21 protein-coding genes, 1 pseudogene and 1 riboswitch are annotated in these 25,275 nt (G+C 40.8%); of the genes and pseudogenes, 3 read left to right on the forward strand and 19 right to left on the reverse strand.

Translation table 11 applies throughout. The annotated features are described in order from the left end of the window. Nucleotides 1-240 precede the first annotated feature (240 nt). From ACIY19_RS02195 to ACIY19_RS02265, 15 genes and pseudogenes are all read right to left on the reverse strand, one after another. Nucleotides 241-969: an ABC transporter ATP-binding protein gene (locus tag ACIY19_RS02195; RefSeq protein WP_409002581.1), complete on the reverse strand. Its 729-nt coding sequence runs from the start codon at nt 967-969 to the stop codon at nt 241-243. Continuing rightward, the gene (locus ACIY19_RS02200) at nt 969-1,976 is read right to left on the reverse strand and encodes an ABC transporter substrate-binding protein (RefSeq protein WP_409002582.1); all 1,008 of its coding nucleotides are present in this window, start codon (nt 1,974-1,976) and stop codon (nt 969-971) included. Before ACIY19_RS02200 ends, ACIY19_RS02195 begins: the two co-directional genes overlap by 1 nt. A 38-nt stretch (nt 1,977-2,014) precedes the next feature. Next, nucleotides 2,015-2,773 (reverse strand): ABC transporter permease, encoded by a 759-nt coding sequence (locus ACIY19_RS02205; RefSeq protein WP_078232932.1) that lies wholly within the window; start codon nt 2,771-2,773, stop codon nt 2,015-2,017. Next, nucleotides 2,736-3,026, reverse strand: coding sequence for a thiamine-binding protein (locus ACIY19_RS02210; RefSeq protein WP_000647669.1), 291 nt, complete (start codon nt 3,024-3,026; stop codon nt 2,736-2,738). Before ACIY19_RS02210 ends, ACIY19_RS02205 begins: the two co-directional genes overlap by 38 nt. A gap of 71 nt (nt 3,027-3,097) precedes the next feature. After that, nucleotides 3,098-3,200: riboswitch (TPP riboswitch) on the reverse strand. 103 nt (nt 3,201-3,303) lie between these two features. Next, a complete protein-coding gene (gene polA / locus ACIY19_RS02215) occupies nt 3,304-5,937 on the reverse strand; it encodes a DNA polymerase I (protein ID WP_409002583.1) in 2,634 nt (877 codons plus the stop codon). A 129-nt stretch (nt 5,938-6,066) separates the two neighbouring features. Further along, nucleotides 6,067-8,786 (reverse strand): annotated as a pseudogene (locus tag ACIY19_RS02220) (SIALI-17 repeat-containing surface protein). Between the two features lie 116 nt (nt 8,787-8,902). Continuing rightward, on the reverse strand, nt 8,903-10,024 hold the full coding sequence (locus ACIY19_RS02225) for an SH3 domain-containing protein (protein WP_409002584.1): 1,122 nt from the start codon (nt 10,022-10,024) through the stop codon (nt 8,903-8,905). A 99-nt stretch (nt 10,025-10,123) separates the two neighbouring features. Beyond that, a complete protein-coding gene (locus ACIY19_RS02230; protein ID WP_001278165.1) occupies nt 10,124-10,390 on the reverse strand; it encodes a Veg family protein in 267 nt (88 codons plus the stop codon). 1 nt (nt 10,391) lies between these two features. Further along, complete coding sequence (gene dnaB / locus ACIY19_RS02235) at nt 10,392-11,744, reverse strand: replicative DNA helicase (protein WP_409002585.1); 1,353 nt, start codon at nt 11,742-11,744, stop codon at nt 10,392-10,394. Between the two features lie 43 nt (nt 11,745-11,787). Continuing rightward, nucleotides 11,788-12,240, reverse strand: a complete 453-nt coding sequence (rplI, locus tag ACIY19_RS02240; RefSeq protein ID WP_000864208.1) for a 50S ribosomal protein L9 — start codon at nt 12,238-12,240, stop codon at nt 11,788-11,790. Further along, entirely contained in the window at nt 12,237-14,210 is a 1,974-nt protein-coding gene (locus tag ACIY19_RS02245) for a DHH family phosphoesterase (protein ID WP_409002586.1), read from the reverse strand. The genes rplI and ACIY19_RS02245 overlap by 4 nt, the downstream gene beginning before the upstream one ends. Nucleotides 14,211-14,355: 145 nt before the next feature. After that, a complete protein-coding gene (locus ACIY19_RS02250; protein WP_409002603.1) occupies nt 14,356-15,534 on the reverse strand; it encodes an acetyl-CoA C-acetyltransferase in 1,179 nt (392 codons plus the stop codon). Nucleotides 15,535-15,615: 81 nt separating this feature from the next. After that, nucleotides 15,616-16,164, reverse strand: coding sequence for a ribosome hibernation-promoting factor, HPF/YfiA family (gene hpf, locus ACIY19_RS02255; protein WP_000599111.1), 549 nt, complete (start codon nt 16,162-16,164; stop codon nt 15,616-15,618). A 79-nt stretch (nt 16,165-16,243) separates the two neighbouring features. Next, a complete protein-coding gene (locus ACIY19_RS02260) occupies nt 16,244-16,906 on the reverse strand; it encodes a ComF family protein (protein WP_409002587.1) in 663 nt (220 codons plus the stop codon). Then, on the reverse strand, nt 16,903-18,201 hold the full coding sequence (locus tag ACIY19_RS02265) for a DEAD/DEAH box helicase (RefSeq protein ID WP_409002588.1): 1,299 nt from the start codon (nt 18,199-18,201) through the stop codon (nt 16,903-16,905). Before ACIY19_RS02265 ends, ACIY19_RS02260 begins: the two co-directional genes overlap by 4 nt. A gap of 56 nt (nt 18,202-18,257) precedes the next feature. On the opposite strand from ACIY19_RS02265, the gene ACIY19_RS02270 reads away from it, so the two are divergent. From ACIY19_RS02270 to cysK, 3 genes are all read left to right on the forward strand, one after another. Further along, nucleotides 18,258-18,893, forward strand: coding sequence for a YigZ family protein (locus ACIY19_RS02270; RefSeq protein ID WP_409002589.1), 636 nt, complete (start codon nt 18,258-18,260; stop codon nt 18,891-18,893). Between the two features lie 15 nt (nt 18,894-18,908). Continuing rightward, nucleotides 18,909-19,352: a PH domain-containing protein gene (locus ACIY19_RS02275; RefSeq protein WP_061421560.1), complete on the forward strand. Its 444-nt coding sequence runs from the start codon at nt 18,909-18,911 to the stop codon at nt 19,350-19,352. Nucleotides 19,353-19,448: 96 nt separating this feature from the next. Continuing rightward, complete coding sequence (gene cysK, locus ACIY19_RS02280) at nt 19,449-20,375, forward strand: cysteine synthase A (RefSeq protein ID WP_061421561.1); 927 nt, start codon at nt 19,449-19,451, stop codon at nt 20,373-20,375. Between the two features lie 103 nt (nt 20,376-20,478). On the opposite strand, the gene tsf is transcribed toward cysK, so the two are convergent. From tsf to pcsB, 4 genes are all read right to left on the reverse strand, one after another. Next, nucleotides 20,479-21,519 carry a translation elongation factor Ts gene (tsf, locus tag ACIY19_RS02285; protein WP_000808059.1) on the reverse strand — a complete coding sequence of 347 codons (1,041 nt, stop codon included), beginning with the start codon at nt 21,517-21,519 and terminating at the stop codon, nt 20,479-20,481. A gap of 78 nt (nt 21,520-21,597) precedes the next feature. Next, nucleotides 21,598-22,377, reverse strand: coding sequence for a 30S ribosomal protein S2 (gene rpsB, locus ACIY19_RS02290; RefSeq protein ID WP_000268475.1), 780 nt, complete (start codon nt 22,375-22,377; stop codon nt 21,598-21,600). 270 nt (nt 22,378-22,647) lie between these two features. Continuing rightward, complete coding sequence (locus ACIY19_RS02295; protein ID WP_049505044.1) at nt 22,648-23,859, reverse strand: aminoacyltransferase; 1,212 nt, start codon at nt 23,857-23,859, stop codon at nt 22,648-22,650. Nucleotides 23,860-24,060: 201 nt separating this feature from the next. Beyond that, nucleotides 24,061-25,272, reverse strand: coding sequence for a peptidoglycan hydrolase PcsB (pcsB, locus tag ACIY19_RS02300; RefSeq protein WP_061428606.1), 1,212 nt, complete (start codon nt 25,270-25,272; stop codon nt 24,061-24,063). Nucleotides 25,273-25,275: the final 3 nt, after the last annotated feature.

Consider the following 25,275-nt stretch of genomic DNA (forward strand, 5'->3'; position numbering starts at 1 on the left):
CAAGCCATGAAAGAGTTTTTTATTTCTCTTCGTCACCACATTGTCTTCCTTATTTGTTTAAAATGGTTCAATTATATTATACAGAACCTTGACAGAATGTCAATTAAAATGATTCGGTTTTTATATTAACTTATTATTCATTTAAATATTAAGCCTAATCATGTATGTTCATCAGCTTTGAAACAAAAAATACAGGCAAGGATTTCGCTCGTATTTAATATATACTAATTTCCTAAAAGGCTAGGTATTTAATCCCAATTCTGCTAAGATTTGACGTTTGTAGGCAATCTTTTGGACTTCCTTGTCCTCTTTTTCAGACCAATCTAGTTTAACTTCTGAAACAATCTGCCCAGGCCGATTTTTTAGGATATAGATGCGGTCACTGAGATTGAGGGCCTCCTCGATACTGTGGGTAATAATCAAGGTTGTCAGTTGCAACTGTTTGTGAATCTCCAGATACCAAGCATGGAGCTCCATCTTGGTCATTTCATCCAAGGCGCTGAAAGCCTCATCCAAGAGAAAGAGCTTGTGTCCGAAAAGGTAGGTACGGAGCAAGGCCACACGTTGCCGCATCCCACCACTGAGTTCATGAGGATACTTGTCCCTTACGGCTGTCAACTGGAAGGTCGCAAGGATTTCATCCGCGCTAGCAATGGCTTCTGCCTTATCAACCTTTTGAATCAAGAGGGGCAGGATAATATTGCCAAGGACTGTCTTATGCTCCAAGAGTAAATCCTTTTGCAACATATAACTCACGCGCCCCTTAGGATTTTCCTCGCCATCAAGGACAATTCGCCCAGACTGGACTTCTAAAATCCCAGCGATTAGGTTAAAGAGAGTGGTCTTTCCAACACCACTTGGACCTAGGATAGAAACCACTTCACCCGAAGTCACCTGCAGGTTGATGTCCTCTAAAATCTTTTCATCGCCATAGGCATAGCTTACGTGTTCTAGTCTAATTTCTGTCATTATTTTACAAATTCGTTAGTGAAGCCTTTGTCTGTCAAGTCTTCTTTAAGGATACCATTTTCTTTGTCCCATTTGTAGAAGACATTCCAGCGGTCAGCGTCAAATTGTCCCCATTTTTCCTTGTCGCTTGCGTATTCTTTTGACAAGTATTTTTGAGATTCGATAACAAAGTCACGTTTTTCCTGAAGTTCAGGTGCGTTCTTAATGAGGATATCTGCTGCTTCCTCTGGATGCTCCATAACATATTGGTAGCCTTTTTTGATAGCTTGGATGACTTTACGGGCTTCTTCTTTATTGTCTTTCAAATAGTCATTATTTGCGATGATAACTGGTGAGTAGTAGTCAAACTCCTTGACATAGTCTTTCAAATACATGAAGTTAGCGTCTACGCCTTGAGATTTAGCAAGGATTCCATCCCAACCGTAGTAAATCCAAGCAGTGTCAAAAACGCCATTGGCAATCGGTGTGATTGAGTTTGAATCGTTGTTTGGTACTTTTTCGACCTTCTCAAAGTCTCCGCCTTGTGATTCTACCAAGGTTTTCAACATAGCAAGTTCAGTTGGATCATTCCAAGTTCCGTATTTCTTACCAACCAAGTCCTTTGGACTAGCTACATTGTCAGATTTACGAGAGATGATTCCTGATGTATTGTGTTCTACAATAGCTGCAACGGCAGTGATTCCTGCGCCTTTTTCCAATTTCTTAGCCATGTAGTCTTGGAAATAGATAGCAAATGGTGCCTTGCCATTGATCACCAAGTCAGATGAGCTTTCTTCAGGTGGCAATTTCAAATCAACATCCACTCCAGCTTCTTTGAAATAACCTTTTTCCTTGGCAACATACAGCCCTGTGTGGTTAGTATTTGGCGTCCAGTCTAGGATAAAGTCAATCTTCTTGAGTTCTGCTTCTTTATTGTCCTTAGAAGCAGTCCCTTGACCACAAGCCACCAGCACGACAGCTACAAGAGCTGTCACAAGCGTTAAAAACACTTTCCATGTTTTCTTCATTTTCATTTCCTCTTTTCTTTTTCTAAAACATCCTTATCTTAGGGACGTTTCCATTTAATCACATATTTTTCACTAATATCGACCAATTTCATACCCAAAAGGCTGATAATCGACACCAGAATAATAATGGCAAACATGGTATCATACTGAAACAGTTTTTTAGACTGAATCATGTAGACACCTAGTCCTTCAAAGCCTCCCAACCACTCAGACACCACGGTTGTGATAAAGGCGTAGGAGACACTGACCCTCAGACCTGCATAAAAGTAAGGTAGACTGACCGGGATTTTAAAATGCCACAGGATTTGCCAAGGATTCGCTCGCATCAGACTAAACAAGGTCAGCATATCCTTGTCACAATGCCTAAAACCATCCAAAATGCTGACGATGATAGGGAAGGTTGTTGTCAGGATTATCAAGACAATCTTGGGCAAAATTCCATAGCCTAGCCACAAGACCAAGATAGGAGCTATAGCAATGGTCGGAATGGTCTGAACAACCACCATCATAGGGTAGATAAGATCATTGAGCCAAGTCAGACTGTCCATAAGCACAGCCATGATACAGGCAATCAAGACTCCTAAGACTAGTCCGAGTAAAGCCACTCTCAAGGTCGCCCAGCTATGGTGCCAGAGAAATTCTCTGTCACGAACAAAGGCCTGGAGAATTTCAAAAGGAGTTGGTAGGATAAACTTGGGTAAAAGTTTGAATATTCCCGCTAACTGCCAGATTGACAAGACTCCTAGAAAACCCAATAGACTAATGTGTCGTCTCAGTATACTTTTCAAGTTTCTCATCGATGCTTAAAATTTCTCCTACATTTATTTTGACATTTGCAAAGACATTATCTGCCTCCTGCCCAGCCACTTCAAGCGCTTCTTTGAGAATGCGCATGAGCTCATCAAACTCTCCTTCCAAAACCGTTTCAAATGGTGTCACTACCATGGTCGCGGACTGAGCTTGCAGATAAGCAATCACCTGATCGATAATAGCAATTCGATCAATCCCCTGTGATAGGGGCAAGACTTGCAAGGCAATGCTTGCTTTCATAAAAACCTCCTTTTCTCAGGTTTCCCTTTGACAAAAAGAAAAACCTTTGCCATATATGGAAAAGGTGCAGAATTCGGCTAAGTATCGTTCCCTACGCTAGCATTACCCAGATCAGGTGCGGTCGAAGTTTAACACTTCCTCTCAGACTGTACACAGACTCCCATATCTTATATGGAAATATAGTAACGCAAATACTAGGAAAAGTCAAGGAAACTGCTTACAGAAAATCATGAAAAAGAGTTTGAAGTCAAATGCTTCAAACTCTATCATAGCTTTCTTATTTAGCCTCGTACCAGGTTGCTCCTTCATTTTCATCTGCAATGAGGGGAACACTGAGCTGGATGGCTTCTTCCATGGTTTGTTTCACTAGAGCTTTAACGGCTGCTAGTTCTGATTTTGGAACCTCAAGGACGATTTCATCATGCACTTGCAAGAGCATCTTGGTCTGATAGCCACCTTCAACTAGAGCTTTGTCTAGTTGAATCATAGCAATCTTGAGAATATCTGCTGCAGATCCCTGGATAGGGGAGTTGATAGCTGTCCGCTCTGCAAAACCACGAATGTTAAAGTTGCGCGAATTGATATCTGGCAACTCGCGACGACGCTTGAAGAGAGTCTCTACATAACCCTTATCACGCGCCTCACGCACCACTTCATCCATGTAGTTTTTAATACCTGGGAAGCGTTCAAAATAGGTATCGATGTAGGCTTTAGCCTCTTTACGGCTGATGCCCAGATTATTAGACAAGCCAAAGTCTGAAATTCCGTAAACCACTCCAAAGTTAACCGCCTTGGCATTACGACGGTCGTTTGGAGTCACATCCTCAGGGCGTTCAATTCCAAAGACCCGCATGGCCGTTGAAGTATGGATGTCAGCTCCTTCTTGGAAAGCCTTAATTAAGTGCTCATCTTTAGAAATATGAGCCAAAACGCGCAACTCAATCTGTGAATAGTCCGAACTGAGTAGTACACTATCCTCCCACTCTGGCACAAAAGCCTTACGAATGAGACGGCCTTGTTCCAAACGCACAGGAATATTTTGCAAGTTTGGATCTACACTAGACAGACGCCCAGTCTGAGTCAAATCCTGCACATAGCGCGTGTGAATCTTGCCATCATCTAAAATCCAATCCTGCAAGCCAACCACGTAAGTCGATTGAATTTTAGCAATCTGACGATAGTCTAGAATTTTCTTAACAATTGGCGCAATAGGAGCTAGGCGCTCTAACACATCCACTGCTGTTGAGTAACCTGTCTTGGTTTTCTTGGTGTATTCTAGAGGAAGACCGAGCTTTTCAAAGAGAAGGACGCCCAACTGCTTAGGCGAGTTGATATTAAACTCCTCACCAGCCAGTTCGTAAATCTCTTGAGTGAGTTGCTCAATGACGACCTCATTTTCAGCCTGCATTTCAAGTAGGGTTTCTTTTTTGACCTTGATCCCAGCAATTTCCATCTTAGCAAGGACAAAAGCCAGAGGTTGCTCCATGTCATAGAGAAGGTCTAACTGTCCATGTTCACTGAGTTTTTCAAGTAAAACCGGCTCCGTCTCAACCAATACAGCAACCTTGCGAGCTAGGTGTTCCAAGAATTTTTCCCGTTCAGGAATTGCCTTCTTGACCCCCTTGCCGTAAAAGGTCTCATCGTCGACTATGTAAGTCTGACCATAAAGACTCGCAATGGTTGAAATTTCATTATTCTCGACAGTAGAGAGAAGGTACTTGGCCAAGCGACTGTCAAAAGCAGGGGCCTGCAGGTTCAAGTCCAAGCGATTTAAAAGAACCTTCGCTTTCTTAAAGTCATACACTTTCAGAGGTGTTTTTTCTAGAAAATCCTTGAGAATCGACTCCTGTAAGAGCTCAAGTTTATCTGTAGCGTAAAGTTTATCCCCACAGGACCAGGCAAAACCAACCAAATCATCTGTATGGTAATTCTCACCAAAAAGCTCAAAGTGGAAGATAGAGTCTGCGCTCAGCATGTCTTGACTGACGTGGTCAACAATAGTGAAATCCAAACTTTCAGGCGTATCCGTTGATGAAACATTTAGAGCTTGCTTGAGTTGTTTGAAGCCCATCTCATCATAGAATTTTCCGAGATTTTCCACATCTGGTCCACTATAGACCAAATCATCAAGGCCAATCTCAATAGGTGCATGAGTCTCAATAGTCGCCAAGGTTTTAGACAGGAAGGCTTGTTCCTTGTCATTGATGAGATTTTCCTTCATCTTAGAAGCCTTCATCCCATCGATATGTTCATAAATACCCTCGAGCGAGCCGTGTTCCAGCAAGAGCTTGATGCCCGTCTTTTCACCAATTTTAGTGACGCCAGGGATATTATCAGACTTATCCCCCATCAGGGCTTTGAGATCTATAAACTGAGCTGGTGTGAGGCCCATCTTTTCCATAAGGTAAGCTGGTGTAAAGGCCTCAAACTCAGCCACACCTTTCTTGGAAATCTCGACCACCGTACGCTCATCGGTCAACTGGATCAAGTCCTTGTCTCCGCTAACGATTGTCACATCGAAGGAATCTTTCTCAGCCAAACGACCAAGAGTCCCGATGATATCATCCGCTTCATACTGAGCCAACTCATAATGGCGAATCCCAAGGTGGTCTAACAACTCACGAATGAAGGGAAATTGCTCACGAAACTCATCTGGAGTTTTAGCACGGCCACCCTTGTAGTCTGCATACATCTCTGTTCGGAAAGTCGTCTTGCCTGCATCAAAGGCTACCAAAACATGGCTGGGCTCAACCCGCTCTAAGACATGATTCAACATGAGTTGAAAGCCATAGATTGCATTGGTATGAAGGCCATTAGCATTTTTAAAACGATCCAACTGCTGATAGAGCGCAAAAAAAGCTCGAAAAGCAACTGAAGATCCATCAATTAATAATAATTTTTTCTTGTCCATACACCCATTATAAAGGAAAGCAAGGAAAAATACCATCGGAAAGAGCTGAAAAACGTGGACTTGTCCCTATTTCACCATAAAAAAGAAAAGGACCATTCAAATCCTTTTCTTTTATTGATTTCATGCGATTTATTTATTAAATTTTCTCTTTGCAAATGGTAGCAAACCAAGAAGGAGACCAACAAATCCTAGTGATGCGACTGCTGAAGCATCTTTACTTCCTGTATTTGGAAGGAGTTGCTCATCCGTTGCTGCAGGCGCTTTATAGGTACGATCTTGTTCAGTTCCAAGAGTAGGGTTTGTAGCCAAAGGAGCTACACTGCCAGTGTATTCCGGAACTTCATTTACTGCAGGCTCAATCTTTTCAGCATAGGCTGGAATAGTAGCCACTGCCGGAGCACCACTTTCTCCATAAACTGGAACATTTGCTAGGGCTGGGCACCACTTTCTCCATAAGCTGGAACATTCGCTACGGCTGGAGCGCCACTTTCTCCATAAGGCAGAGCATTGTTTACTATTGGTGTTCCGCTTTCTCCATAAGCTGGAACATTCGCTACGACTGGAGCGCCACTTTCTGCATAAGGCGGAGTGTTGTTTACTATTGGTGTACCGCTTTCTCCGTAAGCTGGAACATTCGCTACGGCTGGAGCGCCACTTTCTCCATAAGGCGGAGTGTTGTTTACTATTGGGGCACCGCTTTCTCCGTAAGCTGGAACGTTCGCTACGACTGGAGCGCCACTTTCTGCATAGGCTGGGAGTTCATTTACAGCAGCTTCTACCGCATTTGCACCTTTGTTGTATTCTGGCAACTCTGCAGTTGCAGCTTCTACTGCGTTCACCCCACCTTTAAAGTCTTCAATTTCAAGAACAGCTGACATAACACTACTTAGAGCCTTAATAGCATCCTCATAGTCGACTAAAGCTTGTTGCAAGTCTTTTACTTGACTATTCTTGTCACCAGAAACTTGTAAACTTGATAATTGTGCTTTAATCTTAGCAACTTGCTCTTCTAATTTACTTAGCTCAAGTTTTTTCACATTACTATTTTCTTCTGCTGCTTCCTTGTCGGCTGCAGCCAGTTTAGCTTGGTCTTGGCTTGAGAAATCTTCTTGGCTCATCGCTTCGGCCGGTGTCACCTGATCGCTGTCTTCTGCCAAGAAATCATCTAACAAGTCAGATGCTTCAATATCTCCATCTTCGATAGCTTTCAAGATGCCGTCCTTGCCAATCACTTCTTTAGCCGCCTTAATCGCTGCTTCCTTATCAGTGATAGTGGCATCCTTGGTGATGTCGTCGATGGTCTCTTTTTCAATTTTTTCTAGGGTAGCGATTAAATCTGAGCGAACTTTTGCTGCTTCCTCCGCTGCTTCCTTGTCGGCTGTAGCGAGTTTAGCTTGGTCTTGGCTTGAAAGTTGAGATTGAGTTTTTGCTTCGGCTGGTGTTACCTGATCGCTGTCTTCTGCCAAGAAATCTGCCAGTAAGTCGGACGCTTCGATATCGCCTTCTTCGATAGCTTTCAAGATAGCATCCTTGCCAATCACTTCTTTAGCTGCTTTGATCGCCGCGTCCTTATCAGTGATAGTAGCATCTTTGTTGATGTCGTCGATGGTTGATTTTTCGATACCTTCAAGCGTTGAAAGCAATTCGCTGTGAGCTTTTTCTTCTGCAGCTTGCTTAGCTTCTTCCTCTTTCTTGGCTTCCTCAGCCGCTTCCTTGTCCGCTGCAGCGAGTTTTGCTTGGTCTTGACTTGAGAAATCTTCTTGGCTCATCGCTTCGGCTGGTGTTACCTGGTCACTGTCTTCTGCTAAGAAATCATCTAACAAGTCTGAGGCATCAATGTCGCCTTCTTCGATAGCTTTCAAGATGCCGTCCTTGCCAATCACTTCTTTAGCCGCCTTGATCGCTGCTTCCTTATCAGTGATAGTGGCATCCTTGTTGATGTCATCTATGGTTGATTTTTCAATTTTTTCTAAGGTAGCGATTAAATCTGAGCGAACTTTGGCTGCATCAACCTGAGCCTCTTTATCAGCTTCATCTAACTTAGCTTGGTCTTCATCTGTGAATTCTGATACAGGTTCAGCTACTGTTTTATGCTCGCTTGTATCTGCTGGCCAGTCTACAATAACATCACCAATCTCCAAATCCTCATCTGCGATAGCCTTCAAAAGATTTTCTTTACCAATCTCTTCTTTGGCTTCTTTGATGGCCGTTTCTTTATCGGTGATTGAAGCGTCTTTTTTAATATCTTCAATTACAGCATTTTCAAGAGATTCTAGGGCTTGAACCAGAGCATCCGTCGCTTGAGAAACTTGTTCTTTGGCATCTTTTTCAGCCTGGTCTAGTAGAGCCTTCTCCTCAGTAGATAATTTTTTATTAGTTTGAACTTCAGGACCTGTTACCACAGCCTTATCTTCTGCACCTTCTGGCAATTCAGCGATGATATTATCTAAGCTAAGCTCTCCAGACTCAAGAGTATCTGAAATATACATCTTACCGATATATTCCTTCACAGCTTCAGCTGCATCCTCTTTGTCCTCAATCGCTTCCTTATCCTTAATATCACTAATAGCCTGTTCCTCAAGTTCATCCAAAGCCTTCATCAACTCTTCTTTGGTCATTTTAGCTGGATTTGTCGCACCAGGATTAGCTGGACTAGCGTTTTCTGATCCCTTTTCAGTTTGAGCACCGCTCTCCCCTTCTGTTCCAGCTTGTGGTTGTGCAGGAGCAACTGCCTGCTCTTCTGCTTTCCCTTCATCTGCCTTAACTACTGAAGGCTGTGAAACGAGTACACTAGCACCCAATACAGCTGCACTTGCTAAACTTGTTAAAATAACTTTCTTCTTGTCCATTAGACAAAGCCCCTTTTATAGTTTTTAATGTTATTATATTATACTATTTAAAGAACGTCAACTAATTCGATATCCATTTTAAAATTTTATGAACAAGAAGAAAGCTTGTATGATGTTTAAGAAACACTTCCTATCCTTACCCCATCACTGTCTAGTCTGTAGCCATCAATAATCGCATTAACAGCTAAGGCTCCCGAAACATCGACATAGTAATGTTTACCCGAGACTTGGAACCATTGACTAGCTTTCATCTGGCCAGATTCCTCTAAGTAATACCAAGTTCCCTTGTCTTTAAGCCATCCCGTCTGCATCTCACCCGAAGCCTTTAGATAATACCAATGAGAGCCATCCTTAATCCATCCAGTTGACATGGCCCCATTTTCTTTTAAATGATACCAATTGCCGTTAACTTTTTTCCATCCTGTCGCTAGCTTACCATTCTCTCTGTAATACCAACTCCCTCCTTCTTTTTTCCATCCATTCTCTGTATTTCTTAACTCTGCATACTGCACATATCTTCTAGAACCGCTATAAGACAAATAACCAATCCACTTATAACCATCCTTTTCAAGAACTTGATCATAACTCACACTCTCACCAGCATAATAGTAGTCAATAACCTTTCCTGTACTTGACGGTTGGTCCATAATAGGTGATTTCCCCGTGAATACTATTGTCCCACTAGACGGAAGCTCTGAGCTACGAGCATTCTCACCCGCACTATGGCTAGTAGATAAATCCTTGAAATGAATAAAACCTGTCATCGAACTAGCCTTGACTTTTCGACGGTTATACTTTTCTCGAACCCCATAGTTATACTCTTCGATTTCAATCGTATCCCCTGATACATTTGATACCCAGGCCACGTGCCCATAATATCCTTCTGTCGACCAAGCAATAGCCCCAACTTCTGGCTTAGTATCCACACGGTAGCCTTCTCGCCTTGCACGATGTCCCCATTCATTCGCATTTCCGTAGGCAGGAGGAATCTCAAAGCCATTTACACTACTCAAACGAAAGGCCGCAAAAGAGGTACACTGGCGAGAATACATTCGCCACTGATCGATTTCAACACTACCATTTTTGTAGTGAAGCGGATAGTCATCTCCACGCGCTACACTATCGGCCTGAACCGATTCTCCACCAAACAAAAAGGTACTCGTAACAAACAAAGTAGCCAGCCCTACACCCAACTGAGTATATCCACTCTTCTTAACTCCTGATTTAAAAAACGTCATTCATTCTCCTTAATAATATATATTTCCGAGGTTACCCTCGTTTATACTATTCGGGAGAAAAAGAAAAAAGTGAGCAAAGCTCACTTCATTTTAGGATTCTTAGTCTAGATAGCGAATCAAGTTCTTTTCTGTCAAGATATCTGAGTAGGTGAAGGATTCAACGTAGACATTGGCTTGTTTGTCTCCTTCAACATCCCCAAATTCAACGATAAATAGAGATGGATACACCTCAATTAGCTTACCCAATCTATTTTTTTGGCGCTTACGGCCATTCTCCAAAGTCATTTCCACGACTTGTCCCTCATGCGCCTTGATCTCTTCTTTGATTTTTTTCATCTTGGCTACATCTGTAAATGCATCTGACATTTTATGCCTCCCTCTTTGAGATACTTGAAAATTTATTGTATTCTTTTTGGAAAATCAATTCCACCGTTCCACGAGCTCCACTACGGTTTTTCTCGATGATAACCTCTACCTTGTTATTTGGAATTCCTTCCTCTTCTTCACCCGCACGATCATAGTAGTCTTCACGGTATAGAAAGGCTACGATATCCGCATCCTGCTCGATAGAACCCGATTCACGAATATCAGACAAGACTGGTCTCTTATCCTGACGCTGTTCCACACCACGAGATAACTGACTGAGAGCAATGACTGGAACCTTTAGCTCCTTAGCTAGGATTTTCAACTGACGAGAAATTTCAGAGACTTCTTGTTGGCGGTTCTCATGACCAGTCCCTGTGATAAGCTGTAGGTAGTCGATCAAAATCAAGCCTAGATTACCTGTTTCTTGAGCCAGTTTACGTGAGCGCGAACGAATTTCCGTGATCCGAATCCCTGGCGTATCATCAATATAGATACTCGCGTTGGCTAGATTCCCTTGAGCAATGGTATACTTTTGCCACTCCTCATCAGTCAATTGACCAGTACGGATAGAATGGGACTCCACTAATCCTTCGGCCGCCAACATACGGTCTACTAGGCTTTCTGCACCCATTTCCAGTGAAAAGATGGCAACCGTCTTGTCCAACTTAGTTCCAATGTTCTGAGCAATATTTAAGGCAAAGGCTGTCTTACCAACCGCTGGACGCGCCGCTAGGATAATCAACTCCTCCTCGTGGAGACCTGTCGTCATATGGTCCAAATCACGGTAACCCGTTGCAATACCAGTGATATCCGTTGTTTGTTGTGACCGAACTTCTAGGTTCCCAAAGTTGATATTTAGAATATCTCGGATATTCTTGAACCCACTACGATTGGCGTTTTCACTGACATCAATGAGTCCCTTTTCAGCTTGAGCGATGATTTCATCTGCAGGCTTAGAGGCCTCATAGGCTTGGTTTACAGAGTCTGTCAACTTGGAAATCAAGCGACGTAGCATAGACTTTTCTGCTACAATTTTAGCATAATATTCCGCATTAGCTGAAGTTGGTACCGAGTTGACGATTTCAACAAGATAGGACAAGCCACCAATATTTTGGAGATCGCCTTGGCTATCCAAAATCGTCCGAACTGTTGTCGCATCAATCGCTTCTCCACGATCCGACAAGTCTACCATCGCTTGGAAAATCAACCGATGAGCATACTTAAAGAAGTCGCGAGAATCAATGTATTCTCGGACAAAAACGAGCTTACTCTCATCTATAAAAATAGCCCCCAGAACAGATTGTTCTGCTAAAATATCCTGAGGTTGAACTCGCAGTTCCTCTACTTCTGCCATCCGACTTTCCTTCCTTTTACAATCTTGTCAAGAAGTTGTAAACTTAACCTTCTTTTACACGAAGATTGATGATACTTGTAACATCTTGGTAGATCTTCACTGGTACATCAATCAAACCTACTGCTCGAATTGGTGCTTGCACTTGAATATTGCGTTTGTCAATCTTGATACCAAATTGCTTAAGCAATTCTTCTGCAATTTTCTTGTTAGTGATAGAGCCAAATGTACGGCCATCTGGTCCAACCTTTTCAACAAACTCTACAACTGTTTCTTCTGCTTCAAGCTTAGCCTTGATGGCTTTTGCTTCAGCAATCATTTCAGCATGAGCCTTTTCTTCTGATTTTTGTTTTCCACGCAACTCACCCACTGCTTGAGCAGTCGCTTCCTTGGCCAAATTCTTTTTAATCAGGAAGTTTTGAGCATAGCCAGTTGGCACTTCCTTAATTTCGCCTTTTTTTCCTTTTCCTTTAACATCTGCTAAAAAGATTACTTTCATTCTTCTTTCTCCTTTTCCTTTAGTTCTTCCAGGATTAGTTGAGTCAATTTTTCTCCTGCTTCCGACAAACTCATATCCTCGATTTGCGCAGCTGCTAGATTAAAGTGACCACCACCACCCAGCTCTTCCATAATACGTTGCACATTGATTTTACTACGACTTCGAGCCGAGATAGAAATAAATCCTTGTGTATTTTTTGCCAGAACGAAGCTGGCTTCAATGCCAGACATAGCCAGCATAGCATCGGCAGCCTTACTGATAACAACTGTGTCATAAGACATTGAGTCCCTAGCTTGGGCAATCAAGATATCTGAACCTAACTTACGACCTTGTAAAATGAGTTCATTTACCTCACGGTACTCTTCAAAATCTGTCGCAGCAATCTCCTGGATAGCAATACTGTCACTTCCCCGTGTTCTCAGATAGCTAGCCACATCAAAGGTTCGACTCGTCACGCGAGATGTGAAATTCTTGGTATCCAGCATCATACCAGCCATCAAAACACTGGCCTGCATACGACTCAAACGATTCTTCTTAGAATTTTGGAACTGAATCAATTCTGTGACCAACTCACTGGCACTACTTGCTCCACTTTCAATATAGGTGATGACTGCATTCTCAGGGAAATCCTGATCACGTCTATGATGGTCAATAACAATAGTTTGAGTGAACAAATCATAAAAATCTTTTGACAAGGTCAGAGCCGTCTTGGAATGATCCACCAGAATCAATAATGAACGGTTTGTAACTAGCTTCATCGCATCTGTAAGAGATAAAAGTTTCGTGACATCTTCCTTCTTCAAGAACTGAATAGCACGTTCGATATCTGCTGGCATATGGTCTGCATCGTAGACAGCATAACTGTTCTCAATAATATTACTTGCAAACAACTGCATACCAACAGCAGAGCCCAAAGCATCCATATCTAGATTTTTATGACCGACTACAAAAACTTGGTCAACACTTCGAATCTTATCAGAAATGGCTGTCATCATGGCTCTGGTACGTGTACGAGTACGTTTGATAGATGCAGCAGTTCCTCCACCAAAGTAGACAGGATTCTTGGTTTCGTTATTTTCCTTGACCACCACCTGGTCACCACCGCGAACTTCTGCTAAGTTCAAGTTGAGCAAGGCAATTTTCCCTATCTCTTCATGATTTCCATCACCATAAGAAAATCCCATACTTAAGGTTAGGGCCAGTTGCCTCTGTTTTGATTCTTCTCGGAAACTATCAATAACAGAGAATTTATCATTCATCAATTCCTCGAGTACTGTGTAATCTGTGAATAAATAAAAACGATCCATCCCCACACGGCGAGAAAACATAGCATACTTACTAGCAAATTCTGAAACAAAATTAGCTACAAAGCTATTGATATGGCTGATATCAGAGTCAGACGTCGCATCCTCCAAATCATCGTAATTATCCACTGAGATGACCCCAATGACTGGACGACTAGTTACCAATTCGACAGTCGCTTCGTACTCCCCAGAAACATCAAAGAAATACAAAACACCCGAAGCCTTGTCCATATGAACAGCATTCCGTGTTTCGCCCAAGGTAGCATACGAACCAAGATTCCCAACAGAAGCCTTGATGATGGTTTGAATTAATTCAACATCAATTTCCCCTTCTTCATTCGTCAAAATCAGCTCAGCATAGGGATTAAACCATTCCACTTCGCCACTAGATAAGTCTAATTTCAGGACTCCCACCGGCATTTGATCAAGCAAAGTACTCAAGCTATTTTCAGCTTGATGATTTACGTATTGGATTTGTTCAATTTCGCTCTTTTCATACTGTTTTTTTTGCCAGACAAATAAAAGCAGATAAAGAAGTACAAATAAAAACAAGACACTGATTGTTACAACATTATTTTGTGAAAAAATAATCAGCAAAGTTAAGATTCCGAAAGTTGCAAGTCCTAGCAAGACTGCAGAAAACGGGATTAAATTATTTTTTTTCATTCTAAACCTCTTGCGCATTATTATATCACAAATGCCCTTAAAAAGCGACCCTTTAAAAGATGCAAGCCCTTCATTTCTCTAACTTCAGACACAAAAAGAGGAGGGAATCATCACCCTCCTACCCACGTGTTCAAATCATTAACACCTAACGTTCCACGATAAGGGCAGTCCCCATCCCTCCTCCGATACAGAGAGTTGCTAACCCAGTTTTAGCATCACGTTTCATCATCTCATGTACCAGCGTCACTAGGATACGGCAACCGGAAGCTCCAATTGGGTGACCAAGAGCAATGGCGCCACCATTGACATTGACAATATCTGTGTTAAAGCCAAGTGTTTTCCCAACCACACAAGCCTGGGTAGCAAAGGCTTCATTTGACTCAATCAAGTCGAGATCATCAACTGTCAAATTGCCTTTTTCAAGAGCCTTGCGAGTCGCATAAATCGGCCCACATCCCATCATCTTAGGGTCCAAACCTGCACTTGCATACGAACAAATGCGAGCAATCACTGAGAGTCCTAATTCTTCCGCTTTTTCAGCACTCATGACCAAGACAGCCGCTGCCCCGTCATTGATACCGGAAGCATTTCCCGCTGTGACAGAACCGTCTTTTTTGAAAACAGGATCTAGCTTAGACAAACTCTCTAAGCTAGCATCTTTTCTAGGATATTCATCTGTATCAAAAACGATCGGATCACCTTTGCGTTGAGGAATGACAACTGGCACAATCTCTTCTTTAAAGCGGCCAGATTCTATAGCCGCCACTGCACGTTTTTGTGACTCTAAAGCAAGAGCATCTTGTTCTTCTCGACTGATGCCATATTTTTCAGCCACATTCTCAGCTGTAATCCCCATATGGTATTCGTTAAAAGCATCAGACAAACCGTCCTTAATCATGGTATCTACCACTTTTGAATCGCCCATACGGCCGCCCCAACGGAAGCTTGGCATAACGTATGGCGCCTGACTCATGTTTTCTGCACCACCAGCTACGATAATATCTGCATCGCCACACTGAATTGCTTGAGCAGCCAACTGCACTGCCTTCAAACCGGAACCACAAACCTTGTTGATAGTAAAGGCTGGTGTAAATTCAGGGAGTCCTGCATGAATGCTCATTTGACGAGCTACGTTTTGACCTAAACCTGCGCCTAGTACATTCCCCATAATCACTTCATCTACTAGCTCTGGTTTGACATTGGCTTTTTCCAAAGCACTCTTAATAACCAACGCTCCCAAATCAACAGCTGAAACATTCTTCAAACTTCCTCCAAAGGAGCCTATTGGAGTTCGCACTGCTGAAACAATCACCACGTCTTTCATAACTGTCCCCATTTATACCTTTTATAATGATGCAATACAAAAGTGGTTTACACTGGTGTAAACCACTTTAAAAATTCTATTTTATGATTCTTTCACTTCTAACAAACCAACTTCACCATCTTCACGGCGATACAAAACATTAGTTGTTTGATCTTCCACATCTACATAGATAAAGAAATCATGTCCCAATAAATCCATTTGGAGAAGGGCTTCTTCTAAATCCATTGGCTTCAAATCAATTTGTTTTGAACGAACGACTTTTGGTTGCACAACATTTGCATCTTCAACTAGAGCATCTGTAAAGAGTTGACTTGTCGCAACTTTATTTTTATTCTTACGTTCGATTTTAGTCTTATTTTTACGAATCTGACGTTCAATTTTATCTGTTACAAGATCGATAGAACCATACATATCTTGAGAAATATCTTCAGCACGAAGAGTGATAGATCCAAGTGGAATTGTTACTTCAACCTTTGCCGTTTTCTCACGGTAAACTTTCAAGTTCACACGTGCATCCAACTCCTGCTCAGGTTGAAAATACTTTTCAATCTTTTCGAGTTTAGAAACTACATAATCACGAATTGCTTCTGTTACTTCTAGGTTTTCACCACGGATACTATATTTAATCATATAAGTACCTTCTTTCTAAACATTTTTGTTTTTCTAACTATATTATAACGCTTTCATTTTCATTTTGCAAATTTTTTCCTCATCTTACAAGGGAAAAAGTTTTAACTTCCAAAGCACCTGCTTCTGCCAAAAGTCGTTTCACACGATTCACAGTTGCCCCTGTTGTATAGATGTCATCAATCAGCAAAATCTTCTTAGGAAGTGAGATTCCATCTTTAATAAAAAATGGAATTTCAGTAGCCAATCTTTCCAAACGGCTTTTAGAAGAACTAGCACTCTCTTCTCTTTTTCCTAATATATCTTTAAAAGAAAAGCCTGCCGCCTCAACCAAACCCTCGACTTGGTTAAACCCCCTCTCAAGCAATCTTCCAGGACTTAGGGGAATTACAACAAATTGATATCCTCTATACTTTTTCAGCTCCTCAGCAAGAACGGAAGCAAAAACTTTTCTAAGCAAAAAATCACCATCAAACTTATATTGACTGAAAAAGTCTTTCATAGCTTGATTATAGGTAAAGATTGCCTTATGATCAACCTGAATTCCTTCTTTACACCAAAGTTTACAATCTTGACATTGAGTTGACACCCCTGTTTTCATACAGTTTGGGCAATATTTTTCACCAATCTTCTCAAAATTCGAAGCACAAGCTGAGCAAAGATAACTGCAGTCATCTTTTAAAAGGAAGAGACTACCAAAAGTTAACTCACTTTTTGTAGTCTGGCCACATAATAAACAGTTCATAATCCCGCCTCCTTGTTCATCTGCTTGATTTCCTTGATTGCCTTCTTGATGGAAGCATTTAATCCATCATGAAAGAAGAGCAACTCACCAGTTGGTCTGTCCATACTACGCCCAACTCGACCTCCAATCTGAATCAAACTAGACTTGGTAAAGAGACGATGATTAGCTTCTACTACGAAAACATCCACACAAGGGAAGGTAACCCCGCGTTCCAATATTGTTGTACTGATCAGTATTGTTAGTTCTCCATCTCGAAAAGCTTGCACTTGCTCTAATCGGTCTTCTGTGACAGAAGATACAAAACCGATATTCTCATTCGGGTACTGCTCCTGCAAGATTTCTTTTAGTTTTTCGCCTTTCTTAATCTCTGATGCAAACATCAGCAATGGATAACCTGTTCTTCTCTGTTTCTCAATATAGGTCTTTAACTTGGTTGATAACTGGCTTTTCTCTAAACAGCGATTAAAATCCGATAACCAGACTGGTTTAGGAATAATCAAAGGATTTCCATGAAACCGTCTCGGCAAGCTTAATCGATTTAATTCTCCTGTGCGAACCTTCCTATCTAACTCATCTGTAGAGGTTGCTGTAAGGAATATCCTCAATCCATCCTCCTTTACACTATTCTTTACAGCATAGTAAAGCATAGTGTTGTCAACATAAGGAAAGGCATCTACCTCATCCACTATCAACAAATCAAAAGCATGATAAAATTTTAATAACTGATGAGTTGTTGCAATTACTAAGGGAGTTCGAAAATAGGGCTCTGATTCGCCATGGAGTAGCGCTATATCGCAAGCAAAGTCATTCTGCAGTCGCTTATACAGTTCTAAACACACATCAATTCGAGGACTGGCCAAACAAACTGCACCACCTTCATCAATCACTTTAGCCACAACTTGATAAATCATCTCTGTCTTTCCCGCTCCTGTTACAGCGTGAACCAAGGTTGGCTCTTGCTTGTCTACCGCCTGAAGCAGTTCCTCTGACACTTTTTCTTGAAAAGGTGTTAACTGACCACGCCATTTGAGAACATCTTGCTTAGGAAAATCTTCCTGCGGAAAATAGTACAAAGCTTGATCACTCCTGACTCGCTTCATCAGCAAACACTCCCTACAATAGTAGGCACCAATAGGCAAATACCATTCTTCTAGAATCAAACTATTACAACGTTGACAAAACAGTTTCCCCTTCTCTTTTCTCATTGCTGGCAGTCTCACTGCTACCTGTCGTTCTTCTTCAGTTAATTCTTTCTCAGTAAACAAGCGACCGAGGTAATTTGGATTTACTTTCATACTTTAATATTCGTAAAAATCTAGCACTTTAGATATTTTTTTAGTACAATTGAATCATGGAATTTAGAACAATTAAAGAGGATGGGCAGGTCCAAGAAGAAATCAAAAAATCCCGATTTATCTGTCATGTCAAGCGTGTTTATAGCGAAGAAGAGGCTCGTGACTTCATCACTACCATCAAAAAAGAACACTATAAAGCCACCCATAACTGCTCTGCTTTTATTGTAGGGGAACGCAGTGAAATCAAACGTACGAGTGATGATGGGGAACCTAGTTGTACTGCTGGAGTCCCTATGCTGGGTGTCTTAGAAAATCATAATCTAACCAATCTCTGTGTGGTAGTGACACGCTACTTTGGTGGCATCAAACTAGGTGCTGGCGGTTTGATCCGTGCCTATGCAGGTAGTGTGGCCTTGGCTGTCAAAGAAATTGGCATTATTGAAATCAAAGAGCAAGCTGGCATAGCCATTCAGATGTCTTACGCTCAATACCAAGAGTATGGTAATTTCCTTAAAGAACATCATCTCATGGAACTCGAGACAAACTTTACAGATCAAATCGATACCATAATTTATGTTGATAAGGAAGAGAAAGAAAATATCAAGTCTGCTCTTGTAGAGTTTTTTAATGGAAAGGTTACTTTAACAAATCAAGGTTTACGAGAAGTTGAAGTTCCTGTAAACTTAGTGTAAACAAAGGAGAAATACATGGCGTTTGGAAAATTTATTCAAGGACTTGCTGGTAACTTCAGCGAGGAAAACAAAAAGACCCTTATCAAAGAATATGGACAATATCTACTAGAGAATGAAGAGATTCAAAGTGGATATAAGCTCATTCGTGACGCAATCATCTTTACAAATATTCGTATCATCTTTACAGATAAGCAAGGCGCTACTGGTCGCAAGATATCTGTTAAGTCACTCTTTTTGATGAACATTGTCAACGTTGAAATGGAGACTGCAGGAGCAGGTATAGATGATAGTGAGATTACGATCACTTATTTAGAGAATGTCTTTCTAAAAGCACATAATGAGCATTTTAGTTACCACAAATTTGAATTCCCTAAAAAAACGGACATCCTTCCGCTTTACACCTATTTATTAGAATTGGCTTATCACAATCGATTAAAAATTAATGGCTTAGACCTTTGATATAAAAAAATCCTATCACTTTGATAGGATTTCTATATTTTACAAATAGCCTTAAGCGCGTTATACTAGTATCATCTTATACAAAGAGGTATATCTATGGCTATTTATAACAATATCACTGAACTTATTGGACAAACACCGATTGTTAAACTTAACAACATTGTTCCAGAAGGTGCTGCAGATGTCTATGTTAAACTAGAAGCTTTTAACCCTGGATCGTCAGTAAAAGACCGCATTGCCCTTAGCATGATTGAAAAAGCGGAACAAGATGGTATTCTAAAACCGGGTGCTACCATTGTTGAAGCAACGAGTGGAAACACTGGTATTGGTCTTTCATGGGTCGGTGCTGCTAAAGGATATAAAGTTGTTATCGTCATGCCTGAAACGATGAGTGTGGAACGACGTAAGATTATCCAAGCCTATGGTGCTGAACTCGTCCTTACTCCTGGTAGCGAAGGAATGAAAGGGGCTATTGCCAAAGCTCAGGAAATCGCCGCTGAACGTGACGGCTTCCTTCCACTCCAATTTAATAATCCAGCTAACCCAGAAGTACACGAAAGAACAACAGGAGCTGAAATACTGGCTGCTTTCGGTTCTGATGGTTTAGATGCTTTTGTGGGTGGTGTTGGCACCGGTGGAACTATCTCAGGTGTTTCTCACGCTCTTAAAGCAGCAAATCCAAACATTCAAGTTTATGCAGTTGAGGCAGACGAGTCAGCTATCTTGTCTGGTGAAAAGCCAGGACCTCACAAAATTCAAGGCATTTCAGCTGGATTTATTCCTGAAACACTTGATACAAAGGCCTATGATGGTATCGTCCGCGTGACGTCAGATGATGCTCTAGCACTTGGCCGTGAAATTGGTGGAAAAGAAGGCTTCCTTGTTGGGATTTCTTCAGCTGCAGCGATTTACGGGGCAATTGAAGTTGCCAAGAAATTAGGTACAGGTAAGAAAGTCCTTGCTTTAGCACCAGATAACGGCGAACGTTATTTGTCTACAGCACTCTATGAATTTGAAGTGTAGCCTCCTAAATGCACTTAGCCCTTATTAAAGGGCTTTTTGTTTACTCATATAGAGCCTACTCTCTAGACCAAAAGAAAAAGGAAGCAATTTGCTTCCTTTTCTATTAGTTATTCAAGGCTGCTGCCATTGTAGCTGCAACTTCTGCTTCAAAGTCGTTTGCAGCTTTCTCGATACCTTCACCAACTTCAAAGCGAGCGAACTCAACTACTGAAGCATTTACTGATTCAAGGTAAGCTTCAACTGTCTTGCTGTCATCCATGATGTATACTTGTGCAAGAAGTGTGTATGCTTGGTCAACTTTAGTGTTGTCAAGCATGAAGCGGTCCATTTTACCTGGGATGATTTTGTCCCAGATTTTTTCTGGTTTGCCTTCTGCAGCCAACTCAGCTTTGATATCAGCTTCAGCTTGAGCAATCACTTCATCAGTCAATTGTGCTTTTGATCCATACTTCAAGTGTGGAAGAGCTGGTTTACCAACCATTGCACGGCTTTCGTTATCTTGATCGATTACGTGGTTCAATTGTGCCAACTCATCTTTAACGAACTGCTCATCCAATTCTTTGTAAGAAAGAACTGTTGGTTTCATCGCAGCAATGTGCATTGAGATTTGTTTAGCAAGCGCTTCGTCTCCACCTTCAATAACAGAGATAACACCGATACGTCCACCATTGTGTTGGTATGCTCCAAAGTGTTGCGCATCTGTTTTTTCAAGCAAAGCAAAACGACGGAATGAGATTTTTTCACCGATTGTAGCTGTTGCAGATACATATGCAGCTTCAAGAGTTTCACCTGAAGGCATTGTCAAAGCAAGTGCTTCTTCGTTGTTAGCTGGTTTACCTTCAGCGATTACTTTAGCTGTAGCATTTACCAAGTCAACGAATTGAGCGTTTTTCGCAACGAAGTCAGTTTCGGCATTTACTTCAACTACTGCTGCAACGTTACCGTTAACAAATACACCAGTCAAACCTTCAGCTGCAACACGGTCAGCTTTCTTAGCTGCCTTCGCCATACCTTTTTCGCGAAGCAATTCGATCGCTTTTTCGATATCACCGTCTGTTTCTACAAGCGCTTTTTTAGCGTCCATAACACCGGCACCAGATTTTTCACGCAACTCTTTTACAAGTTTAGCTGTAATTTCTGCCATTTTGATTCTCCTATATTTTTTAAAAATAGGAGAGCTGGGCTAGGCCCCGCCCTCCTAGGTAATTACTATTTATATGAATTAAGCGTTGTCGCCTTCTACAACTTCAACGATTTCTTCTATTGAGTCAGCTTGAGCTTCTGAAGCTGCAAATTCAGCTTCAACTGCTGCTGCATCTTCACCTTGACGTCCTTCGATGATAGCGTCAGCCAATTTAGCTGTGATTAATTTAACAGCGCGGATAGCGTCATCGTTAGCTGGGATGATTACATCGATATCGTCTGGATCAGTGTTTGTGTCAACCATCGCTACAACTGGGATACCCAATTTTTTAGCTTCTTTAACAGCGATTTGTTCTTTATGTGGGTCAACTACGTACATTACATCTGGGATACGAGGCATGTCTTCGATACCACCCAAGAATTTTTCAAGACGTGCACGTTGTTTGTTAAGAAGTGCAACTTCTTTCTTAGGAAGAACATCGAAGATTCCTTCTTCTTCCATACGTTTGATTTCTTTCAAACGAGCGATACGTTTTTGGATAGTTCCCCAGTTAGTAAGAGTTCCACCCAACCAACGGTGGTTGATGTAGTATTGACCTGAACGTTCTGCTTCTTCTTTAACAGCGTCAGCAGCTTGTTTCTTAGTACCAACAAACAATACAACTGCATCGTTAGCTGCTGCATCACGCATAAAGTCGTAAGCTTGGTCAGCGTATTTTACAGTTTGTTGCAAGTCGATAACGTGGATTCCGTTACGCTCAGTGAAGATGTACTTAGCCATCTTAGGGTTCCAGCGACGAGTTTGGTGACCAAAGTGTACACCAGCCTCAAGAAGTTGTTTCATTGAAATTACTGCCATGAGTATTTCTCCTTTTTGTTTTTTCCTCTCCTCGATTTCAACTTGCAAAACGACCCAAGGGCAACAGTTTCACAATTCATCAAGAATGAGTATTATCGTTTACACGACAAGTTTTATTCTATCATAATTGGAGCTTTATTTCAAGTGATTTTATGATACTAAATTACTAGTTAAAAGCTCTAAATTTAAAACATCTCAACATATACTGCTGAGATGTTCTGATAGCTAATTTTTTTAAATTTAATGTAGTGACAAAATAATTAGTTTATGCTATCTACTTCGAAGTTTCTTACGAATCTTATAAGCTAAATTAAACAAGAAATATAATGAACTAATTGGATAGTTAAACTCACCAGCAAATTCTTCAATAGTGGGATTAAACTTAGACTTAAAATTAAATAACCCACCTTCTAAGTTGTTTTCAATTCCACCCATATTATGAGTATCTGCCCCACGTTCAAATGAATATTGAGCAGTCTCAAACCATGTTGGAATAGCAGGTTGATAATGCCTAAATTCCTCATTCATTCCAGCATATAAGTTTTCAGAAGTTTTCCCAAATTCGATGGTTAAAGTGCCAGACAACGGGACAATACTATCCCCTCTATCAATATAACTCTTAAGGAAAGAAATTTCTTCCTCTAATCGTTTTCTCTCTTGCTGATTATCTCTTATTTTACTTTCCTTCGTTTTATCTGTGAACTTCTGCGCTATTTTAAGATTCTTTTCGAGTTGCTGCTCAACTTCTTTCAGTCTATTAGGTAAGTCTAAATAGCTCAGTGTGATGAAGGAGTGATCAGGATAAGTATTCAGTAACTTCTGATAATAATCTTTACCTCGTAAACTGATATTCTTACGAGACTCTGTTTTCTTCATTAAAAATGAAAATTCATCTAATAAATCAAGGCCACCAAATTTCACTTCCAATCCTTTATTTCTTGCAGTTCGGATTGTCTGTTTAGTAGACTTGGATAGTTGATCTAGCGAGAAGTTTTCTTTATGAATATTAGCTTGAAAACGAGGTTGTATGTTTTCGGCCATATCCTTTGTCAAACCTGTCCAATGAACTTTGTTTTTTTGCAATTCCTCAATAATTTCAAAAGTTTTAGAATTTTGGATAGTTTCTTGATCGATAAGACTTAGGCTGATGAAAAGACTTGGATCAAATTTAACCATTATTGCATGGCTTTTTTTAGCAAGTTTTTTCAATGTTAAAAGCACAAATTTCAAAAGTTCTTTATCTTCATAATTAATAACTGGACCTCTTGGAATATAGAACATGGAAAATCCTAATGGAAGAGGCTGGATTAATATATTCGCTACTCCAACTAGTTGATTTTCTTTATAAAATCCAACTCTCTCATTCCCCCAAGTATCCTTTATCTTGGCCCAATCACTACTCTGCAATAAATTTCCTTGAGGATGATTTTGTAAAAATAAATCCCACTCATGAACATCAACATTCATTTTATAAGTAAACATAATTCCAGTACCAACTCTCTTAAAACCTTGTTATTTTTTCGTTAGATAAACATACTTATTCTAGCTATATATCTGATAATTTTCATCCAATCTTTAATTCCATAATGATAAAAACGTTCTGATGAAAATTTTTTATTAATACTATACAAAGGGTGAGATTAATAAAACCTCACCCTAAATTTTTTAATAATAATTAATATGTTAGTTTGGGTAAATATATCTTACTGTACCACGTGATGCTGTGGGATTAAACCATCCACGATAATTTCCGATTGGTTGAGTTCCGCTACCATCATAGTTACATTCTGAAACTTGAATGCGAGTTGGGGACTCAACAGCCGTAACAACTGCTACATGTCCGTATCCTCCATCATCCCATGAAGCAATTGCACCAACTTGTGGGGTAGAACCTGTACGGAATCCAGCTGCCGCTGCACTAGCTGCCCACTGACCGCCATTACCCCAATAATCACCGGCCCATGGAGCCAAGGTCTTAGCACCCCATGTACATTGACCTACAGGATAACTTGAAGCATTTGTACTGTATGTTGGACGCTGTCTAGTTGGAGTTGGAGCAGGTGCCGGAGTGTAGCTTGAATCATCATCTGATGAAGAGCTTGAAGTTGCTTGCACTTGATCTGAAAGTGTTGTATTTCCAGAAGCAACAACTGATTGTTGTTGGCTTGTTTGACGTGCTTTATAAGCTGCTTCTGCTTCAGCTGCTGCTTTTGCTTCAGCCTCTGCTGCTGCTTTTTGTTCCAATAAAGTAGCTTTATCACTTTCTGCAGTAGCTTTCTCTGCAGCAAGGTTTAACTCAGCAACTTTCAACTCTGCTTGTTTTGTTGTCAATGCTTGTGCATCGTCAGCAAGAGTTTGTTGGTTGGCAATTACGGTATTGATAGCTTCGTTATTCGTAACTTGTTTTTCAGCAATTGATTTTTTATCAGCCTTTTGTTGTTCCAACATTTTGTTGTTAGCTGATACAATCTCGCTCATGGCTGCAACACGTGAAACAGCTTCAGTAATTGATTTTGAGTTTACAATTGTGTTGATGTAGCTAGTTGCAGCACCGTTTGTTTGTGCGCTACGTGCTTGTTTTTCCAATGAGTCATTACGAGCAACAATGTTCTTAGAAAGCTCTGTAATTTCTCCTTCAAGTTTCTTAGACTCAGCTTGAAGTGTTTCATTTTCAGCTTGCAAGCTTGCTTGTTGTGTTTGAATAGCTGTAACTTGCGTTTGGATTTCATCTACTTGTTTTTGAGCTTCTTTTTGTTTAGCTGACAAGTCACTGATTTTACTATCTTGAGCAGCAATTTTTTCATCAGTTGTTTCAGCATGAACAGTTGTTAATACCGCCGCTTGTGAAACCAATACTGTACTTAACAAAAGTGACGCTAAGATTTTTTTCTTCATATT

Source organism: Streptococcus sp. ST14 (assembly GCF_046098195.1).
GTDB lineage: Bacteria > Bacillota > Bacilli > Lactobacillales > Streptococcaceae > Streptococcus.

Coding starts and splice junctions, on each gene's coding strand:
- ACIY19_RS02195 (WP_409002581.1), bottom strand. CDS start 969: ATGACAGAAATTAGACTAGAACACGTAAGCTATGCCTATGGCGATGAA.
- ACIY19_RS02200 (WP_409002582.1), bottom strand. CDS start 1,976: ATGAAGAAAACATGGAAAGTGTTTTTAACGCTTGTGACAGCTCTTGTA.
- ACIY19_RS02205 (WP_078232932.1), bottom strand. CDS start 2,773: ATGAGAAACTTGAAAAGTATACTGAGACGACACATTAGTCTATTGGGT.
- ACIY19_RS02210 (WP_000647669.1), bottom strand. CDS start 3,026: ATGAAAGCAAGCATTGCCTTGCAAGTCTTGCCCCTATCACAGGGGATT.
- polA (WP_409002583.1), bottom strand. CDS start 5,937: ATGGACAAGAAAAAATTATTATTAATTGATGGATCTTCAGTTGCTTTT.
- ACIY19_RS02225 (WP_409002584.1), bottom strand. CDS start 10,024: ATGACGTTTTTTAAATCAGGAGTTAAGAAGAGTGGATATACTCAGTTG.
- ACIY19_RS02230 (WP_001278165.1), bottom strand. CDS start 10,390: ATGTCAGATGCATTTACAGATGTAGCCAAGATGAAAAAAATCAAAGAA.
- dnaB (WP_409002585.1), bottom strand. CDS start 11,744: ATGGCAGAAGTAGAGGAACTGCGAGTTCAACCTCAGGATATTTTAGCA.
- rplI (WP_000864208.1), bottom strand. CDS start 12,240: ATGAAAGTAATCTTTTTAGCAGATGTTAAAGGAAAAGGAAAAAAAGGC.
- ACIY19_RS02245 (WP_409002586.1), bottom strand. CDS start 14,210: ATGAAAAAAAATAATTTAATCCCGTTTTCTGCAGTCTTGCTAGGACTT.
- ACIY19_RS02250 (WP_409002603.1), bottom strand. CDS start 15,534: ATGAAAGACGTGGTGATTGTTTCAGCAGTGCGAACTCCAATAGGCTCC.
- hpf (WP_000599111.1), bottom strand. CDS start 16,164: ATGATTAAATATAGTATCCGTGGTGAAAACCTAGAAGTAACAGAAGCA.
- ACIY19_RS02260 (WP_409002587.1), bottom strand. CDS start 16,906: ATGAACTGTTTATTATGTGGCCAGACTACAAAAAGTGAGTTAACTTTT.
- ACIY19_RS02265 (WP_409002588.1), bottom strand. CDS start 18,201: ATGAAAGTAAATCCAAATTACCTCGGTCGCTTGTTTACTGAGAAAGAA.
- ACIY19_RS02270 (WP_409002589.1), top strand. CDS start 18,258: ATGGAATTTAGAACAATTAAAGAGGATGGGCAGGTCCAAGAAGAAATC.
- ACIY19_RS02275 (WP_061421560.1), top strand. CDS start 18,909: ATGGCGTTTGGAAAATTTATTCAAGGACTTGCTGGTAACTTCAGCGAG.
- cysK (WP_061421561.1), top strand. CDS start 19,449: ATGGCTATTTATAACAATATCACTGAACTTATTGGACAAACACCGATT.
- tsf (WP_000808059.1), bottom strand. CDS start 21,519: ATGGCAGAAATTACAGCTAAACTTGTAAAAGAGTTGCGTGAAAAATCT.
- rpsB (WP_000268475.1), bottom strand. CDS start 22,377: ATGGCAGTAATTTCAATGAAACAACTTCTTGAGGCTGGTGTACACTTT.
- ACIY19_RS02295 (WP_049505044.1), bottom strand. CDS start 23,859: ATGTTTACTTATAAAATGAATGTTGATGTTCATGAGTGGGATTTATTT.
- pcsB (WP_061428606.1), bottom strand. CDS start 25,272: ATGAAGAAAAAAATCTTAGCGTCACTTTTGTTAAGTACAGTATTGGTT.